This is a genomic window from Hamadaea sp. NPDC050747 (assembly GCF_040654195.1).
Lineage (GTDB): Bacteria > Actinomycetota > Actinomycetes > Mycobacteriales > Micromonosporaceae > Hamadaea.
The window spans coordinates 201142-218196 of record NZ_JBFAHM010000010.1 but is presented as its reverse complement, the minus strand read 5'-3'; the positions used below and the strand labels follow the sequence as shown (position 1 = coordinate 218196).

Here is a 17055-nt window from a genome sequence, read left to right as displayed (position 1 = left end):
ACCGCCGTCGCCCGCACGTTCACCGAGCGCCTGATCGATCCGGTCGACCCCCGGGGCTTGCGTCAAGATTCGACCCGGAACCCTGATCCAGCGCCGACGAAGCGCCCGCTACGCCAGTTCGATCGTCGTCAGCCGTTGGGTGGCCCGGGACAGCGCGACGTAGAGCGTACGCGCGCCGGACAGCTCCCGGAGCCGCTTGGGTTCCACGACGAGGACGCCGTCGTACTCCATGCCCTTGGCCGCCAACCCGGTCACGACCTGCAGCCGGGCGGACTCCGGCAGCCAGCCCGCGATCTCGTCGCGAGTGGACGCCTCCGGCGTGATCACGCCGACCGTGCCGTCCACCTCGTCGAGCAACTGGCCGACCGCCTTCTCCACCGTCCGCCGCAGTTCACCGCGCGGCACGGCGACCTGGACGGGGGCCACGCCGGTGGAGCGGACCGCCTTCGGCAGCGGCAGATCCGGCGCTACGCGCCGAATCTCGGCCGCCGCCACGGCGAAGATCTCCGCCGGGTTCCGGTAGTTCGTCGTGAGGCTGAACGTGTGCCGCCGGCGGCTGCCCAGCGCCGAATCGCGGGCTCGACCCGGTTCCGCGGCGTCGCCGGTCCAGGCGGTCTGCGCCGGGTCGCCGACGATCGTCCAGCTCGCGACCTGGCCCCGCCGCCCGACCATCCGCCACTGCATCGGTGTGACGTCCTGCGACTCGTCCACGATGACGTGCGCGTAGTCGCGGTAGTCCGAGCGATCGACGTGGTCCCGCGCGGCGGCCTGGGTGCGTACGCCCAGCACCCGGTAACCGGTGGCGGTCTTGCGGCGGGCCACCGGCGGGCGGCCGATCAGCTCGTCGATCTCGTCCAGCAGCGCGACGTCGTCCACCGACAGATCGCCGGGCCGGATCGAGTCGGCCAGCCGGGCCTGCTCGGCGCGGCTCAGCGTGCCTTCGGCGTACCAGGCGAGGCGCTTGGGGTCGGCGAGCCAGCTCAGCACGTCGACCGGGCGTACCCGGGGCCACCAGCGCTTGAGGAACGTGCGGAACTCCTCGTTCTCCGTCAGCTCCTCGTCGAACCGGGACTGCTCCCAGCCGGGCAGCCGGCGTTTCGCCTGCTCCCACAGCGTGTCCAGGATCGCGCCGAACGCCTTCGCCCGGATCTCGTTACGCCGCTGCCCGCGGACGATCTGCCGGCGCATCTGCTCCACCTGCCGGCCGGGCAGCTGGAGCCAGTCGCCCCGGAACCGCATCCGCAGTCCGTCGGGCTGCCCGGGGACCGCGTCCTCGGCGGCCCGCCGCAGCACCCGGCGCATCCGCAGGGAGCCCTTGATCGCGTGAACCTCGGCGGTCTCCTCCCGCGTCGCGCGTACGCCGTCGACGAGTTCGCCGAGCGACTTCAGGGTGGCGCTCTCCTCGCCGAGGGAGGGCAGGACCGCGGAGATGTAGGAGACGAAGACGGGGGAGGGGCCGACGATCAGTACGCCGCCGCCGGCGAACCGGGCGCGGTCGTAGTAGAGCAGGTACGCCGCCCGGTGCAGGGCGACGGCGGTCTTGCCGGTGCCGGGGCCGCCCTCGACCACGGTGACGCCGCTGCCGGGCGCCCGGATGGCGACGTCCTGCTCTTGCTGGATGGTGGCGACGATGTCTCGCATGCCGGTGCCTTTGGCCTTGGCCAGCGCCGCGAGCAGGGCTCCGTCGCCGATCACCGTCATGCCGGGCGGGGCGCCGTCCGGGTCCAGGAGATCGTCCTCGACTCCGGTGACCTTCTCGCCGGAGGACTGGATCATCCGGCGGCGCACCACACCGAGGGGGTGCGCCGCGGTGGCCCGGTAGAAGGGCTCGGCGGCCGGTGCCCGCCAGTCGATGACGAGCGGCTCCACCTCGTCGGGGGTCTGCGGATCGAGGTCGGTGCTGCCGTCCTCGCGGATGCCGATGCGGCCGACGTATCGGGGGTGCGGCAGCTCACGCAGGTCGAGGCGGCCGAACACGAGGCCTTCGTGCTCGGCGTCCAGGATCTGCCGCTGCCGGGCGGCGTGGAAGACCATCGCGTCGCGGTCGACCAGGGAGCCGGGTACGCGGGCCCCGGCGAGGTCGTAGCCGCCCGCCTCCAGTTGCGCCATCGACTCGCGCATCCGGGCGAGTTGGGTGTAGACGCGATCGACGTGCCGCTGCTCGACGGCGATCTCCTGTTCGAGCGGGCTGGCCTGCGTCTCGGTCATGCGGCTCCCCCCGGGCTCCCTGCGCTCGCGTACCCCAGCGCGAAACAACGCCGTCAAAGCCTAGTGCCCCGGTGCACACCTCGTCGCGGGGTGTGTCACGAGCGACACCGACGGTGCTCCGAACGGGGTCTCCGCGTCCCGGGTCTACGCGTCCGCGGTCTGCGGCTCGGGCTCGATCTCGACGACGTCGGCCATGGCCTTACGAGCCCGGCGCTTGAGCCAGAGCGTGGTGGCGATCCCGATCAGCACCGCCACCGCGAGACCGACCCAGGACAGGCCCTTCATCCAGCGTTCGACGACCGCGCCGAGGTGGTAGACCAGCAGTGCGGTGCCGAAGGCCCAGACGACCCCGCCGGACGCGTTGGCGACCAGGAACCGCCCGTAGGGCACTCGCAGCGCCCCGGCGAGCGGGCCGGCCAGGATGCGCAGCAAGGCGATGAAGCGGCCGAAGAAGACCGCCCACACGCCCCAGCGGCCGAACATCTGCTCCGCCTTGGCGAGGTGCGCCGGTCCGAAATGCTTGGGGAACCGCCGTCCCACCCGTTCCAGCAGGGGACGGCCGCCCCGCCGGCCGATGGCGTAGCCGAGCGAGTCGCCCACGATCGCCCCGACGGCGGCGGCCAGGCCGACGAGCCACGGGTTGCCGGTGCCGCTCGCGGCCAGGAGAGCCGCGCTGATCAGGGTGATCTCGCCGGGCAGGGGGATGCCCATGCTCTCCGCGCCGATGACGAGTCCTACCAGGAGGTAGACGACGAGCGGCGGAAAGGCCGAGAGCCACTCCTGCGCGTGTTCCATCTCGGACCTGCTTAGCGGATCGGGGGACGGGCCTCGACGATAGCCGAAAACACGGAACCCCCGCGACCGTGTCGCGGGGGTTCCGTCAAGAGCGTGGGCGGTCAGGCCTCGCCGAAGGCGCCGGCCTCGGCGAGCCGCTTCTCGGTGGCGTCCCAGCCGTGCTCCGGGTTCGCCGCCTGCAGCGCGGTCAGTTCGGCGCGGATCTTCGCACCGTGACCGGCCGCGGTCAGCACCCGGATCTCCTCGACGAACGCGTCCGAGCTGGTGCTCAGGTGCGTGGTCTTGCCGTTGGTGAGGTTACGCACGTAGACGTGCTTGCCCTTGTTCAGCGGGATGAGGTACTTGAATTCACCCAGCACGCTGAGAGCGCCGCCCTTGGCCTCACCGGCCCGGACAGACGCGCGCGCGGTCTTCGAGGTGCTGCTCGCCACGGAGTTACTCCCAGATGTCACGACGTCCAAAAAGCGGAGCCTCAGTCAGAAAGGCCCGGGACATCATAGCCGCCGCCTCCGCCTTCCCACCAATCGCTGCCCCCGTGGTCGCCTGAAGCGGCACTTTCTCCGGACGACTTTGCCGATTCGCTGGCGTCTCGTCCGTCTCACCCGTCATCATGGACCCGTTGTCACCATCAGTTTCAGAACCCAATAAATCGGGCATACCGCCGTCACTGGTCGCCAGGTCGTAGGGGAAGACGCACCTGTCGACACCGGGAGGTCGGAAGTGCCCACGCGAGGCGTCGTTTACGTCCACTCGACCCCGCTCGCCGTGTGTGCTCACGTCGAGTGGGCGATAGCTCGTGTCCTGGCTGCCCCGGTGAGTCTGGAGTGGACGCTGCAGCCCGTCGATCCCGGTGCGCGGCGCGCCGAGTGCGGGTGGACCGGGCGTCCGGGGACCGGCGCCGAACTGGCCGCCGAGCTGCGGCAATGGAACATGCTCCGGTTCGAGGTCACCGAGGAGCCCAGCCCCGGCGTGGACGGGGAGCGGTACATGCACGTCCCCGGGCGAGGCCTGCATCGGGCCACCATCGGGGCGGCCGGTGACGCCCAGCTCGGCGAGGACCAGCTGCGCTCGATCATGGCCCAGGCGCGTACGCCGGAGGCCCTCTCGCTGGCGCTGGACCGGGCGCTCGGCACGGCCTGGGACGCCGAGCTCGAGCCTTACCGCTGGGCCGGGGACGGCGCTCCGTTCACCCTGCTCACGCAGAGGGCGGGCTGAGTCACAAAGTCGCGCGCGTCCGGTGGCGGTTCGGCCGAACGTGTGATGGGATGCCCGCCATGCGGCGGAATGCAGCAGCGATCCTGATCTTGTGCGCGCTGGCCCTGACTGCCTGTGGCACTGCCCCCGAGTCCCCGGCGACCCCCGAGCGTTCGCCCGGTCCGACGACCCTGGCCGGGCAGGTCGCCCTGTTCAGCGACGAGGACCTCGCCGGGCAGGTCCTGATGCCGTACGCGTACGGCCAGGACGCGACGAAGGTGTCGGCCGGGGCGGCGAAGGCGAACCAGAAGCTGGCCGGGGTCAGCACGCCGGCCGAGCTGGTGACCAAGCTCCGCCTCGGCGGGGTGATCCTGGTCGGCTTCGAGGCCGGGGATCCGACCGCGCAGGACACCGCCAACATCGACGATCCGAAGCAGGTCCGTGCGTTCACGGCAGGTTTGCAGGCCGCGGCGGCGAAGCTGCCCGCCGGGACCCCGCTGCTGATCGGCACCGATCAGGAGTACGGCGTGGTCACCCGGGTGAAGTCCGGTGTGACGCTGCTGCCGAGCGCGATGGCGCTGGGCGCGGCCAACCAGCCCGAGTTGACCGAGGCCGCGTGGCGTACGGCGGGGACCGAGCTGGCTGCGATGGGGATCAACGTCGACTTCGCCCCCGACGCCGACGTGCAGGGCGCGTCGTCCGTCATCGGCTCCCGCTCGTTCGGGTCAGACTCGAAGCTGGTCGCCGAGCAGGCGGCGGCCGCCGTCCGGGGGCTCCAGGCCGCCGGGGTCGCCGCCACCCTCAAGCACTTCCCGGGGCACGGCCGCCCGGCCGCGGACAGCCACGGCGACCTGCCGCAGCTCCAGCAGACCCGGCAGCAGCTGGCCGAGGTCGACCTGCCGCCGTTCCAGGCCGGGATCAAGGCCGGCGTCCAGCTGATCATGTCCGGCCACCTCGACGTGCGGTCGATCGATCCGGGGATGCCCGCGAGCTTCTCGGCCAAGGTGCTGGAAGGTGTGCTGCGGCAGCAGCTCGGCTTCGACGGCGTGGTGGTCACCGACGCGCTCAACATGGCCCCGGCCGAGCGCTGGCCCGCCGGGGAGGCCGCCGTCCGGGCGCTGGAGGCCGGCAACGATCTGCTGCTCATGCCGCCCGACCCCGTGGCGGCGTACAACGGGATCTTGACGGCCTTGAAGTCCGGCAAGCTGTCGCGCGACCGCCTGCGCGCCTCGGTGACCCGCATCCTGACCCTCAAGCGCGCCGTGGCCGAGGACGACCAGCCGGGCCTCGACGCGCTGGCGGGCTCCGAACACCAGGCCGCGGTGGCGGCGGCCGCGAGCGCCGCAGTGACCCAGCTGCGCGGCGCGTGTGGCGCTCCGCTGGTCACGGGCGTGGTCAGCGTGACGGCGGCGAAGGGCCGCGACGCCAGCCGAGACCGTCTGGTGAAGGCTCTGCAAGCCCAAGGGGTACGCGTGGAGCAGAGCACGGTGCCCGCCGGTGCGCAGGTGGTGCACCTCGTCGGCTATGGCGACGCGGCGGGGGACCTGAACGCCAAGGCGACGATCACGGTCGCCATGGACACCCCGTACGTGCTGGCGAAGTCGGCCTCTCCCGTGCTGCTGGCGACCTACTCGTCGAGCCCGTTGTCGCTGGACGCCCTGGCCAAGGTGCTGGCCGGGAAGGCGAAAGCGGAAGGCCGCTCACCGGTGGCGGTGAACGGCCTTCCGAGGACTTCCTGCGGCTGACCCGCCGCTACGCGCGCGTGAAGATCAACGCGACGTTGTGGCCGCCGAAGCCGAACGAGTTGTTCAGCGCGGCCGGGATGTCGAGCGCCCGCGGCTTGTGGGCGGCGACGTCGAGCGTCAGGCCCTCGTCCGGGTCGTCGAGGTTGATCGTCGGCGGGATGATCGACTCGCGTACGGCCAGGATCGTCGCGATGGTCTCCACCGCGCCCGCCGCGCCGAGCAGGTGACCCGTCATGGACTTGGTGGCGGTGAGCACCGGGTGGTCGCCGATGATCCGGCGGATGCCCGCGATCTCCGCCATGTCGCCCACGGGGGTGGACGTGGCGTGCGCGTTGACGTGCTTGACCTCGCCCGGGTCGAGATCGGCGCTGCGCAGCGCCGCGCGCATGGCCCGGCCACCGCCCTCGCTATCGGGGTGCGGCTGGACGATGTCGTAGCCGTCCGAGGTGAGCCCGGCCCCCGCGAGTACGGCGTGGACGCGCGCGCCGCGAGCCGCGGCGTGCTCGGCGGACTCCAGCACCACGATGCCGGCGCCCTCACCGAGGACGAAGCCGTCGCGCGCCTTGTCCCACGGCCGGGACGCGCGCTCGGGATCGTCGTTGCGGGTCGACATGGCCCGCATCGAGGCGAACCCGGCGATCGGCAGCGGGTGGATGACCGCTTCGGTGCCGCCGGCGATCACGACGTCGGCCCGGCCCGAGCGGATGATGTCCAAGCCCCACGCGATCGCCTCGGCCCCGGTAGCGCAGGCGCTGGTGGGCGCGTGTACGCCGGCCTTCGCCCCGTACTCGAGGCCGACGTAGGCGGCGGGACCGTTGGGCATCAGCATCGGGACCGTGTGCGGGCTGACCCGCCGCGGCCCGGACGCCTCCAGGATGTCGTCCTGGGCCAGCAGGGTCTGCGCCCCGCCGATGCCGGAGCCGACCACCACTGCCAGCCGCTCGGGATCGAGTCCCGAATCGCCCAGGCCGGCGTCCTTCCAGGCCTGGTCGGCGGCGATCAACGCGAGCGCCTCGGACCGGTCCAGCCGGCGCAGGCGGACCCGGTCGAGCACCTCCGAGGGGTCGACGGCCACCTTCGCCGCGATCCGCACGGGCAGTTGCTCGGCCCAGTCGTCGGTCAGCGCGCTGACCCCGGACTTGCCGGCGAGCATGGCGTCCCAGGTGGTGGCCACGTCCCCGCCGAGCGGGGACGTGACACCGAGCCCGGTGACGACTACGTCACGACGAGACAAGGGGAAGATCAGCCCTTCAGGATGTAGGCGACGGCGTCGCCGACGGTCTTGAGGTTCTGCACCTCGTCGTCCGGAATCTTCACGCCGAACTTCTCCTCGGCCGCGACGACGACCTCGACCATCGACAGCGAGTCGACGTCCAGGTCCTCGGTGAACGACTTCTCCTCCGAGACGTCGTCGGGGTTCACCCCGGCGACCTCTTCGAGGATCTCGGCGAGGCCAGAGGTGATCTCTTCGCGGGTCATGTTCTTCCCTTCATGGTTTGGTTCGCTGTGCCGCTGATGGTCTCAGGGACGCAGTATTGGGACTGGTCAGGGGCAGCGTACGACCTGACCGGCATAGGTCAGGCCACCGCCGAAGCCGATCAGCAGCACCGGGCTGCCGGACTTCACCTCGCCGCGCTCGACCATCTTGGACAGGGCGAGCGGGATGCTCGCCGCCGACGTGTTGCCGGACTCCACGATGTCGCGCGCGACGACCGCGTTGACCACGCCGACCTTGCGCGCCACCGGTTCGATGATGCGCAGGTTCGCCTGGTGCGGAACGAAGGCGGCGATGTCGGCGGGGTCGTAGCCCGCCTTCTCGCACACCTCGCGGGCCAGCGGCGGGATCGCCGTCGTGGCCCACCGGAAGACGGTCTGGCCGTCCTGCTGGATGTAGGGCCGCCAGGTCTCGATGCGGATCGCCTCGCTGGGCGCCGAGCCCCAGACGACCGGGCTGATGCCGGTCTCCTCGCCGTCGGCGGTCTTGCTGACCACCGCCGCGCCCGCGCCGTCACCGAAGATGACCGCGGTCGAGCGGTCGGTCCAGTCGGTGATCTCGGAGAGCTTCTCGACGCCCACGACGATGGCGTGGGTCGCCGCGCCGGCGTTGATCGCCTGGTCGGCCAGGGCGAGGGCGTACGAGAAACCGGAGCACGCCGTGTTGACGTCGAACGCCGCCGGGGTGCCGAGCCCGAGCTTCAGGGCGATCCGGCAGGCCACGTTGGGGCTGCGGTCGGCCGACGAGCAGGTGGCGACGATGACGAGGTCGATGTCGGACGCGGCCAGCCCGCTGGCGGCCAGCGCCTTCTCCGCGGCGGCCGAACCCATGTCGGCGACGGTCTCGGTGTCGGCGATGCGCCGCTCCTTGATCCCGACCCGGGACTGGATCCACTCGTCGTTGGTGTCGACCATCTGGGCGAGGTCGTCGTTGGTCAGCACCCGGGCGGGCTGGTAATGGCCGAGCGAAACGATCTTGCTGCCCATCAGGCGCAGACTCCTTCAATAGCGGGGCTGCCGCCGTCGCGGTGGATGAGACCGTTGCTGCCCATCAGGCGGTGACTCCTTCGGCGGGGGCGCCGTGGCGCTCGATCAGGTCGCGGGCGGCCGCCAGGTCGTCCGGCGTGTTCACAGTGACGATCTCCAGACCCTTGACGGCCCGCTTGACCAGGCCGGCGAGCGTACCCGCCGGGGGCAGTTCGAGGATCGCCGTCACGCCCAGGTCGGCGAGCCTCGCCATGACGAGGTCCCAGCGAACGGGCGCGGTCACCTGCTGGACGAGCCGCGACAGCAGCTCCGTCCCCGAGCCTACGGCCATTCCGTCGGCATTTTGCAGCAGCGTACGCGTCGGGTCGCTCGGCGTGATCTTCTCCGCGAACCCGGTCAGCGCGGCTTCGGCCGGAGCCATGTACGGCGTGTGGAACGCCCCGGCGACCTGCAGCTTGATCACCCGCGCCTTCGTCGGCGGCTGTTCGGCGAGCTTGTCGATGCCGTCCAGCGCGCCGGCGGCGACGATCTGCCCAGCCCCGTTGCGGTTGGCCGGGTACAACCCGTTGGCGGCGATGGCGGCCAGCACCTCGGCTTCGTCGCCGCCCAGGACGGCGGCCATGCCGGTGGGCTCGAGAGCGCAGGCCGCGGCCATCTCCCGGCCGCGTACGCCGGCCAGGGCGATCGCGTCGTCTGCCGGGAGCGCGCCGGCGATGGCGGCGGCGCTCAGCTCGCCGACGCTGTGCCCGGCCACCACGGCGGCGGACGGCAGCGGGAGCTGAGCCGCGGCGATCAGGGCGGCCGCGGTCAGCAGCGGCTGCGTCTTGGCGGTGTCCTTGATCTCGTCGGCGTCGGCGTCGGTGCCGAGGTGGACGAGATCGACGCCGGTCAGTTCAGACCACTGACGCAGCTGGTCGGAGACGCCGTCGACGGCGAGCCACGGGGTCAGGAAGCCCGGTTTCTGGGCACCCTGGCCTGGAGAGAATACGGCGAGCACTAATCAACCCTGAGGGATCGGCCGTGACCAAGCCGTTGTCGCTCGCCACCAAATCCGCCTACCGCGTTTGTAGGGTCTCCACAAAGATTGACGTGGGATGTCACCGTCATGACCACTTCGTGAATCTCCGACCCCTGCTCAGCTCGGCTGGCTGGGCTCCAGGCGGCCCAACGCGAGGGCGACTCGGAGGGTGAACGCGTCCCGGGGATTGAGGGGAGCGTGCCCGGTGATCTCGGCCACTCGCCGCATGCGATAGCGGACCGTGTTCGGGTGGACGAAGAGCGCGCGGGCGGTCGCCTCCAGTGCACCGCCGTGCGTCAGGAAGGCGTCGAGCGTTTCCAGCAGTTCACCGCCGGAACGCAGCACCGAGCCGTAGATGTCCTGCCGCAGGACGCGGCGCGCCTCGGCGTCCCCGGCCAGCGCCCGTTCCGGCAGCAGCGCCTCGGCAGCGACCGGCCGCGGTGCGGCGGGCCAGGCGGCGGCGGCCCGGAAGCCGGCCAGCGCCGAGCGCGCGCTCGTGCTCGCCTCGTCCAGCGACGGAACGGCCGGACCGACCACGATGGGACCCTCGCCGAAGCCCGCGGCCAGCTTCTCGGCCGCGGCCAGGGGATCGGTCGCCCCGCCCAGGACCACCACGAGGCGGTCGCCGTGGACCCCGCCGAAGACCTCGACGCCCAGCCGCCGGGCGAGCCGGTGGACGGCGTGCAGGACAGCGGCGGCCTCACCACCGGGGGAGCGGCCGACGGCCACCGCGACCGGCGGGGCGTCCGACCAGCCCAGGGCGGCCGCCCGGCTGGCCAGGACGTCGGAGGAGTCGCCCCGCAGCAGCGCGTCGACGAGCAGGGCCTGAAGGCGGGCGTCCCACGCGCCGCGCGTCTCGGCCGCTCGGGCGTACACCCGGGCCGCGGAGAACGCGACCTCCCGCGAATAGCGCAGGATCGCCTGCCGGAGCAGGTCCTCCTCGCCCTCGGCGGCCAGCGTCGGGACCTGCTCCTCGACGACGTCGATGGTGACCTTGATCAAGGCGACCGTCTGCTGCAGGCTGATGCTGCGAGCGAGCGCTCGGGGTGCGGCGTCGAAGATCTCGTCGGAGACCTCCTGCGTACCGGCCCGATGATCGTCCTGACGCAGCCACTCGACGAGCGACTGCACCCCGGACTGCGCCACGAGCATGACCCAGGCCCGCTGGTCCGCGGGCATCCCCCGGAACCAGGGCAGCACCTCGTCCATCCGGGCCACGCTGGCGGTGGCCAGGGAACCGGCCGCCCGCTCGATCCGCTTCAGGGTCGCGGACAGCGCTGGTGCCTTGGTCATGTCCTACAGCATGTCATGTGGGTATTCGACAAGCGTCGGCTCCTCGGCCCGGCGGGGCCGGCGACGCGAGAGAAGGAAGACGACGACCACCGTGCCGACGGCGGCCAACCCCACTCCCGCCGCGACGAGCGGCAGCCATTGCACCGGGCCGTTCACCTTCGCCCGGGCCTGCAGCGTACGCATCTCACCGGCCTTGGGCTGCCACGACACGGTACGCCCGGACAGCACCCCGTTGTGTTCGGTGACCTTGCCGGGGAACGTCACCGCGATCCGGAAGCTGAACTGGTCGGCGAAGGCGCGTACGCCGGGATCGAGGAGGTTCACCGTACGCAGGTCGACCGAGCCGGAGAAGGCGTACTCGTTGCCCGAGCGGACCAGGGTGAAGGCGTCCCGGCCGCTGACCCCGTTGAACTGGGCCAGCGGCGTCTTGGCATAGGACACCCGTACGCCGACGAAACCGGCGTCCTCGTACCGCTCGATCGTGGCCGTCGCCGGCAGCTTCTCCTTGTCCAGCCCCACCGTGGCGACCAGCCGGTCTTCGGACTGCCCGGTGACGTTGGCGAGCCGGCGGTCGACCGCGAGCACGACGTCGCCGGAGACCGTGTCGTCGTCGTTCACCACCAGAGCGGCGTCGACCTTCATGCATCCGGCGAGGGCCAGACCCGCGATCAGCAGCGCGAAAGCGGCGCGGGCCGCGGCGAGGGGGGTGCGCATGCCGAGCAGGATACGGTGAAACCCCGCCGGTGGCCGATCACACCTTCCGGCGGATGAGGAAGGCGATGCCGAACAGGCCCATCGCGATGACGATGACGATCGCGCCGTTGAGCGCGACGACCCGCCGCCACTCGCCCATGACTTCGCTGATGTCCGACGTGGCGTGCTTCGTCTGGGTCGACACGCCCCCGCCGCCACCACCGGCCGGCGGCTGATAGGTCGTGCCCCCGCCCAGCGGTACGCCGACCGAGCGCATCGTGGACGGCATGGTGAGCCGGCCGTAGAACCAGCCCGCCGTGGTCTTCCGCTTGTCCGGCTGGGCCGCCGGGCGGAACGCGCGGGGGCCACCCGCCGCGAGCGGGTAGAGGTCGTACTGCGACTTGCCGATGCCGTCGACCGACAGGGTCACGGTGTACTTCGGGCCGAGCTTGTCAGCCTTCGGCGACGAGGCGACCGCCACGCCGGTGGCCAGGAAGTCGACTTCGCCGAGCATCGCCTCGAACTGGTCCGGTGTGTCCTTGGCCGCGATCGTCAGCGGCGTCGGGAGACCCTCGCCCACGATGGTGATCTGGTTGGGCGCCGGGGCCGGTGCGGCCTGCGCCGAGGGGGCGAGCAGGCCGGACAGACCCATCGCGGCCAGTGCGAAACCGCCGATGAGTGCGCGTCGTGCCACCGTGCGTGACATATTCGGTCCCCGTTGAAGATGAATACCGGTGCGGACGAAGCCGGGAACGCCGGAGCAATTCCCGCCTTCGCACCAGAAGACACCTCGAAGCTGAAGTCCGTTGCGGTAAGAAGGTCACGATTGCGCAACGCTACGCGCTGTGATCCTCCTCAGAGGAGAGTGGCGGCCGCCTGACGCAGTCTGGCCAGCGCCTTCTCCTTGCCGAGCACCTCGAGCGACTCGAACAACGGCAGGCCGACCGTACGCCCCGTGACCGCCACGCGGACCGGCGCCTGAGCCTTGCCGAGCTTGAGCCCGGCGGCCTCGCCGACGGCGATCAGCGTCTCCTTGAGCGGCTCGGTCGACCACTCCGCCGACCCCTCGTACGCCTCGATGACCGCGGGCAGGATGGCGGCGTCCTTGGCCGCCTTGGCCCGGGCGCCCTCGTCGACGACGGGCTCGTCGAGGAAGAGGAAGTCGACGTACTCCACGATCTCGGAGAGGACCGCGATCCGGGTCTGGGCCAGCGGCGCGACCTGGGCGAAGACGGCCAGGTCGAAGGAGTTCAGGTCCCACGGCGGGGCGGTGACGCCGTAACCCTTCTCCGCCTTCTCCTCGGGCGTGAGGAACGGGCCGGTCAGCCAGGGCAGGCAGGCCTGGACGAAGTCCTCGACGGACAGTGCGCGGATGTACTCGCCGTTGAACGAGCGCAGCTTCTTCTCGTCGAAGAAGGCCGGGGAGGGGTTGACGTCCTCGAGCCGGAACTCCTCCTCGATCACCGACCAGGGCACGATCTCCCGGTCGCCGGAGGGCGCCCAGCCCAGCAGCATCAGGTAGTTGCGCATCGTCGCGGCGAGGTAGCCCTCGTCGCGGTACATCTCCAGCGCGACCTTGTCCCGGCGCTTGGACAGCTTCTGCCGCTTCTCGTTGACCACGATGGGGACGTGGGCCCAGACCGGCGGGGTGTGCCCGAGCGCCTCCCACAGCATCTGCTGCTTGGGCGTGTTGGGCAGGTGCTCCTCCGCCCGGATCACGTGGGTGATTCCCATGGTCAGGTCGTCGACCACATTGGCCAGCAGGAACACCGGCGAGCCGTCGCCCCGGGCGATCACGAAGTCCTCGATGAGCTTGTTCTCGAAGGTCGGCTCGCCGCGGATGAGGTCGACGACGACCGTCTCACCCTCGTCCGGCGTGAGGAAACGCAGCGCGCGGCCCTCGCCCGGGCCGAGCGCCCGGTCGCGGCAGAAGCCGTCGTACCCCGAGTACTGGTTGCCGGTCCGTGCCTGGACCTGGTCGCGGGTGCAGTCGCAGTAGTACGCGCGGCCGGCCTCGTAGAGCCGCGTCGCGGCCTTGACGTGCTCCGCGGCGTACGCGGACTGGAAGTAGGGGCCCTCGTAGGTGCCGCGCTCGATACCGATCCAGTCCAGGGCGTTGAGGATGCCCTCGGTCCACTCCGGCCGGTTGCGTGCCGCGTCGGTGTCCTCGATCCGCAGGACGAACGCACCCTCGTGCTGCTTGGCGTAGATCCAGTTCTGCAGGGCCGACCGGGCCCCGCCGACGTGGAAGATACCGGTGGGAGAGGGGGCGAAGCGCACACGAACCGTCACCCCTACCAGGGTAGAGGACGCCTAGCGGGCCTCGCGATGGCGTTCCCGCGCGGCGTCCAGGTGCGTACGCATCGCCGCTTCGGCCGCCTCCGGATCGCGCGCCCGGATCGCCGCCACGATCGCCTCATGTTCGAGCTCGGTGGAGCCCACCCCGGGAAAGGCCACCCGGTGAACGTGCAGGTGGGCATGCAGGCGTGCGATCGATTCGCGAAGCACCGGGTTGCCCGCCGCGACCGCGACGGCGTCGTGGAACGCGGCGTCCGCCGAGGTGAAGGCGGCGTGGCCGGCGTACCCCGGATCGGCGGTCGGCGTGGGCATCCGGGGGAACTCGACGGCCGGGTCGCCGAACCGGGCGGCGCGCGCGGCGGCGGCGCATTCCAGCAGCGCACGGACCTCGAAGAGCTGCTCGAACTCCACCGGCGTCAACAAGGGCGCGGTCGTGTATCCGGCCATCGGCCGCTTGACCACCAGTCCGTCGGACTCCAGCCGGGCCAGCGCCTCGCGGACGGGCGTGGGGGAGACGTCCAGCTGGCGGCTGACCGCGTCGATGGTGACCCGGCCGCCCGGCGGGATCACATGATCCATGATCATCGCCTTGACCGCCTCGTAGACTTCGTCGCTCAGCGTCCGATTGCCCATTTCGCCCCCTTTCCCAGAGCCGGGTACATCCTATAGGATCGCCGAGAATCCTATAGGATTTTTCTGCTGGAGGTACCTGATGCAGGTGGAGCTGGGCCGGACCGGCCTGTCGGTCACCCGGCTGGGCCTGGGCCTGGCGCCGATCGGCGGGCTCTACGCCGACGTCAGCGAAGACCAGGCGCGCCAGACCGTAGATCGTGCGTGGGACCGGGGCGTACGCCTCTTCGACACCGCCCCCTTCTACGGTTACGGCCGCAGCGAGACCCGATCCGGTGCGGCGCTGCGCGACCGGTCCGCTCATGTGCTGTCGACCAAGGTCGGCCGAGTACTCGAACGGGAGGACCAAGGCGACGTCGACCCCGACGTCTGGGCCGGCGTCGACCCGTCGGTGCGGCCCGTCTTCGACTTCTCCGCCGCCGGCGTACGCCGATCCTTCGAGGACAGTCTGCGCCGGCTCGGCCGCGACCGCGTGGACGTCGTGCACCTCCACGATCCCGACGACCACCTCGACCAGGCCGTCGCCGAGGCGTACCCGGAACTGGTCCGGCTGCGCGAGGAAGGGCTCGTCACCGCGATCGGGGCCGGGGCGAACCGCGCGGACGTGCTGGCGTACCTGGTCGAGCGGGTGGATCTCGACGTCGTGCTGATGGCCGGCCGCTACACGCTGCTCGACCGCAGCGGGACCGGCCTGCTCGACCTGGCGGCCGACCGCGGGGTCGCCGTCATCGCGGCGGGCGTGTTCAACTCCGGCATCCTCGCCGATCCGCGTCCCGGCGCGACCTTCGACTACGCGACCGCCGACGACGACCTGGTGAAACGGGCGCTGCGCCTGAAGCAGATCGCCGAGGAGCACGGTGTGCCGCTGCGGGCGGCGGCCGTGCAGTTCCCGCTGCGCCATCCGGCCGTGGCGTCCGTCCTGGTCGGACTCCGCTCGCCGACGGAGGTCGACGACGCGGCCGACATGATCGAGACGACGATCCCGGACGAGCTGTGGGCGGCGATCGCGTGATCGACGCCCATCACCATCTCTGGACCGCCGGGTACGCCTGGCTCGCCGAGCCGGAGCTGGCCCCGATCCGCCGGGACTACACGGTGGACGACCTGCGGCAGCGGCTCGCTCGGGCCGGCGTCACGAGGACGGTGCTCGTCGAGGCGGGCCGCTGCGACGACGCCGAGACCACCGAGTTCCTCGCCCTCGCCGCCGGTACGCCCGAGATCGCCGCCGTCGTGGGGTGGGCCGACCCGCTCGATCCCCGGCTGGCCGAGAAACTCGACGCCCATCGAGCCGGACCGGGCGGCGCCAAGCTGGCCGGCGTACGCAGCCAGGTGCAGGCCGAGCCCGATCCGGGTTTCCTCGCCCGCCCGGACGTGATCGACGGGCTGGCCCTCATCGCCGACGCCGGGCTCACCTTCGACCTCGTGATCCGGGCCGAGCAGATTCCCGGCGCGGTTGTGGCGGCCACGTCGCTGCCCCACGCCCGGCTGGTCCTCGACCACCTCGGCAAGCCGCAGATCCGCTCCGGGGCGGTTGCCCCCTGGCGGGCGGCCGTGGCCGGCCTCGCCGCCTGCCCGAACGTCGTGGCGAAGCTGTCGGGCCTGGTCACCGAGGCCGACTGGGCGACCTGGCAAGTCGACGACCTGCGCCCGTACGCCGACGGGGCGCTGGAGTTCTTCGGCCCGGATCGGCTCCTCTGGGGGTCGGACTGGCCGGTGGTGGAGCTGGCCGGGGGCTACGAGCGGTGGCTGGCCGCCGCCCGCGACCTGATCCCGGCCCACCTGCACGCGGCGGTCTTCACCGACAACGCCGCTCGTACGTATGGATTGGATTGACACATGAAATTCCTCAGAGTCGGCCCCGCCGGGGCCGAGATTCCGGTCGCTCTCGACGACTCCACGCCCGCCGTGCTCACGTGTTACGACCTGCGGTCGCTGACGGCCGACATCGACGGGGAGTTCCTCGCCCGAGTCGCGGCCGGACTCCAGCTCACCGGGCTGCCGGAGATCGACATCACCGGCCAGCGCCTCGGCGCGCCGCTGGCCCGGCCGGGCGTCATCCTCTGCATCGGGCAGAACTACGCCGCGCACGCCGCCGAGTCCGGGCAGGAGCCGCCGACCCAGCCGATCATGTTCTACAAGGCGCCGAACACGTTGTCCGGCCCCTACGACGACATCCTCATCCCCCGGGGCTCGGTGAAGACCGACTGGGAGGTCGAGCTGGCCGTCGTCATCGGCAAGCGGGCACGCTACCTCTCCTCGCCCGAGGAGGGCCTGCGGTGCGTCGGGGCGTACGCCGTCTCGAACGACGTCTCCGAGCGGACGTTCCAGCTGGAGGTCTCGGGCGGGCAGTGGTCGAAGGGCAAGAGCTGCGAGACGTTCAACCCGCTCGGGCCGTGGCTCGTCACTCCGGACGAGGTCGAGGCGCTCGGCGGGCCGCAGAAGCTCCGGCTGCGCAGCTGGGTGAACGGCGAGCCCCGGCAGGACTCCTCGACGGCGGACATGATCTTCGACGTCGGCACCCTCATCTGGCACCTGTCCCAGTTCACCGTGCTCGAACCGGGCGACGTCCTCAACACCGGTACGCCCCAAGGCGTCGCGCTGTCCGGCCGGTTCCCCTACCTGCAGCCGGGCGACCTGGTGGAGGTCGAGATCGACGGCATCGGCCATCAGCGTACGCGGCTGGCGGCGGCGTGAAACCCG

The 17055-nt window shown here is 71.4% G+C and carries 16 protein-coding genes and 1 pseudogene; 5 read left to right on the top strand and 12 right to left on the bottom strand.

Features of this window, described 5'->3' with window-relative positions:
* Positions 1-108 precede the first annotated feature (108 nt).
* From AB0H43_RS24740 to AB0H43_RS24730, 3 genes are all read right to left on the bottom strand, one after another.
* Positions 109-2208 (bottom strand): AAA family ATPase, encoded by a 2100-nt coding sequence (locus AB0H43_RS24740; protein WP_360002777.1) that lies wholly within the window; start codon positions 2206-2208, stop codon positions 109-111.
* Between the two features lie 144 nt (positions 2209-2352).
* Positions 2353-3003, bottom strand: coding sequence for a DedA family protein (locus AB0H43_RS24735; RefSeq protein ID WP_360002775.1), 651 nt, complete (start codon positions 3001-3003; stop codon positions 2353-2355).
* A 101-nt stretch (positions 3004-3104) separates the two neighbouring features.
* Entirely contained in the window at positions 3105-3434 is a 330-nt protein-coding gene (locus AB0H43_RS24730; RefSeq protein WP_360002773.1) for a hypothetical protein, read from the bottom strand.
* 289 nt (positions 3435-3723) lie between these two features.
* Here AB0H43_RS24730 and AB0H43_RS24725 point away from each other — a divergent pair, with 289 nt between their 5' ends.
* Positions 3724-4218 carry a DUF3145 domain-containing protein gene (locus tag AB0H43_RS24725; RefSeq protein WP_360002771.1) on the top strand — a complete coding sequence of 165 codons (495 nt, stop codon included), beginning with the start codon at positions 3724-3726 and terminating at the stop codon, positions 4216-4218.
* A gap of 59 nt (positions 4219-4277) precedes the next feature.
* Positions 4278-5942: a glycoside hydrolase family 3 N-terminal domain-containing protein gene (locus tag AB0H43_RS24720; protein WP_360002769.1), complete on the top strand. Its 1665-nt coding sequence runs from the start codon at positions 4278-4280 to the stop codon at positions 5940-5942.
* A 7-nt stretch (positions 5943-5949) separates the two neighbouring features.
* Here the strand turns inward: AB0H43_RS24720 and fabF are convergent, their stop codons facing one another.
* The 9 genes and pseudogenes from fabF to AB0H43_RS24675 all read right to left on the bottom strand — a co-directional run bounded on the left by fabF (position 5950) and on the right by AB0H43_RS24675 (position 14358).
* Positions 5950-7176, bottom strand: a complete 1227-nt coding sequence (gene fabF, locus AB0H43_RS24715) for a beta-ketoacyl-ACP synthase II (RefSeq protein WP_360002767.1) — start codon at positions 7174-7176, stop codon at positions 5950-5952.
* Between the two features lie 8 nt (positions 7177-7184).
* Positions 7185-7421, bottom strand: coding sequence for an acyl carrier protein (locus AB0H43_RS24710; RefSeq protein ID WP_253761351.1), 237 nt, complete (start codon positions 7419-7421; stop codon positions 7185-7187).
* A 66-nt stretch (positions 7422-7487) separates the two neighbouring features.
* Positions 7488-8426, bottom strand: coding sequence for a beta-ketoacyl-ACP synthase III (locus AB0H43_RS24705; protein ID WP_360003149.1), 939 nt, complete (start codon positions 8424-8426; stop codon positions 7488-7490).
* Between the two features lie 79 nt (positions 8427-8505).
* Positions 8506-9420, bottom strand: a pseudogene (locus AB0H43_RS24700) (ACP S-malonyltransferase); the annotation flags it as partial.
* Positions 9421-9558: 138 nt separating this feature from the next.
* Positions 9559-10734 carry a helix-turn-helix domain-containing protein gene (locus AB0H43_RS24695; RefSeq protein WP_360002765.1) on the bottom strand — a complete coding sequence of 392 codons (1176 nt, stop codon included), beginning with the start codon at positions 10732-10734 and terminating at the stop codon, positions 9559-9561.
* Between the two features lie 3 nt (positions 10735-10737).
* Positions 10738-11448: a hypothetical protein gene (locus tag AB0H43_RS24690; RefSeq protein ID WP_360002763.1), complete on the bottom strand. Its 711-nt coding sequence runs from the start codon at positions 11446-11448 to the stop codon at positions 10738-10740.
* A gap of 37 nt (positions 11449-11485) precedes the next feature.
* On the bottom strand, positions 11486-12121 hold the full coding sequence (locus AB0H43_RS24685) for a hypothetical protein (protein WP_360002761.1): 636 nt from the start codon (positions 12119-12121) through the stop codon (positions 11486-11488).
* Positions 12122-12282: 161 nt separating this feature from the next.
* Positions 12283-13719: a glutamate--tRNA ligase gene (gltX, locus tag AB0H43_RS24680; RefSeq protein WP_360002759.1), complete on the bottom strand. Its 1437-nt coding sequence runs from the start codon at positions 13717-13719 to the stop codon at positions 12283-12285.
* 21 nt (positions 13720-13740) lie between these two features.
* Complete coding sequence (locus tag AB0H43_RS24675) at positions 13741-14358, bottom strand: GntR family transcriptional regulator (RefSeq protein WP_360002757.1); 618 nt, start codon at positions 14356-14358, stop codon at positions 13741-13743.
* Positions 14359-14437: 79 nt separating this feature from the next.
* Between AB0H43_RS24675 and AB0H43_RS24670 the strand changes: the two genes are divergently transcribed.
* The 3 genes from AB0H43_RS24670 to AB0H43_RS24660 are packed head-to-tail and all read left to right on the top strand — an operon-like array spanning position 14438 to position 17049.
* Positions 14438-15367 carry an aldo/keto reductase gene (locus AB0H43_RS24670; protein WP_360002755.1) on the top strand — a complete coding sequence of 310 codons (930 nt, stop codon included), beginning with the start codon at positions 14438-14440 and terminating at the stop codon, positions 15365-15367.
* Positions 15364-16188 (top strand): amidohydrolase family protein, encoded by an 825-nt coding sequence (locus AB0H43_RS24665; protein ID WP_360002753.1) that lies wholly within the window; start codon positions 15364-15366, stop codon positions 16186-16188. The genes AB0H43_RS24670 and AB0H43_RS24665 overlap by 4 nt, the downstream gene beginning before the upstream one ends.
* 3 nt (positions 16189-16191) lie before the next feature.
* Positions 16192-17049, top strand: coding sequence for a fumarylacetoacetate hydrolase family protein (locus tag AB0H43_RS24660; RefSeq protein ID WP_360002751.1), 858 nt, complete (start codon positions 16192-16194; stop codon positions 17047-17049).
* Positions 17050-17055 lie beyond the last annotated feature (6 nt).

Excerpts from the sequence above, each read along its gene's own strand:
- AB0H43_RS24690 (WP_360002763.1), bottom strand. The coding sequence starts at position 11,448 with ATGCGCACCCCCCTCGCCGCGGCCCGCGCCGCTTTCGCGCTGCTGATC.
- AB0H43_RS24670 (WP_360002755.1), top strand. The coding sequence starts at position 14,438 with ATGCAGGTGGAGCTGGGCCGGACCGGCCTGTCGGTCACCCGGCTGGGC.
- AB0H43_RS24675 (WP_360002757.1), bottom strand. The coding sequence starts at position 14,358 with ATGGGCAATCGGACGCTGAGCGACGAAGTCTACGAGGCGGTCAAGGCG.
- AB0H43_RS24660 (WP_360002751.1), top strand. The coding sequence starts at position 16,192 with ATGAAATTCCTCAGAGTCGGCCCCGCCGGGGCCGAGATTCCGGTCGCT.
- AB0H43_RS24710 (WP_253761351.1), bottom strand. The coding sequence starts at position 7,421 with ATGACCCGCGAAGAGATCACCTCTGGCCTCGCCGAGATCCTCGAAGAG.
- AB0H43_RS24720 (WP_360002769.1), top strand. The coding sequence starts at position 4,278 with ATGCGGCGGAATGCAGCAGCGATCCTGATCTTGTGCGCGCTGGCCCTG.
- AB0H43_RS24735 (WP_360002775.1), bottom strand. The coding sequence starts at position 3,003 with ATGGAACACGCGCAGGAGTGGCTCTCGGCCTTTCCGCCGCTCGTCGTC.
- AB0H43_RS24740 (WP_360002777.1), bottom strand. The coding sequence starts at position 2,208 with ATGACCGAGACGCAGGCCAGCCCGCTCGAACAGGAGATCGCCGTCGAG.
- AB0H43_RS24695 (WP_360002765.1), bottom strand. The coding sequence starts at position 10,734 with ATGACCAAGGCACCAGCGCTGTCCGCGACCCTGAAGCGGATCGAGCGG.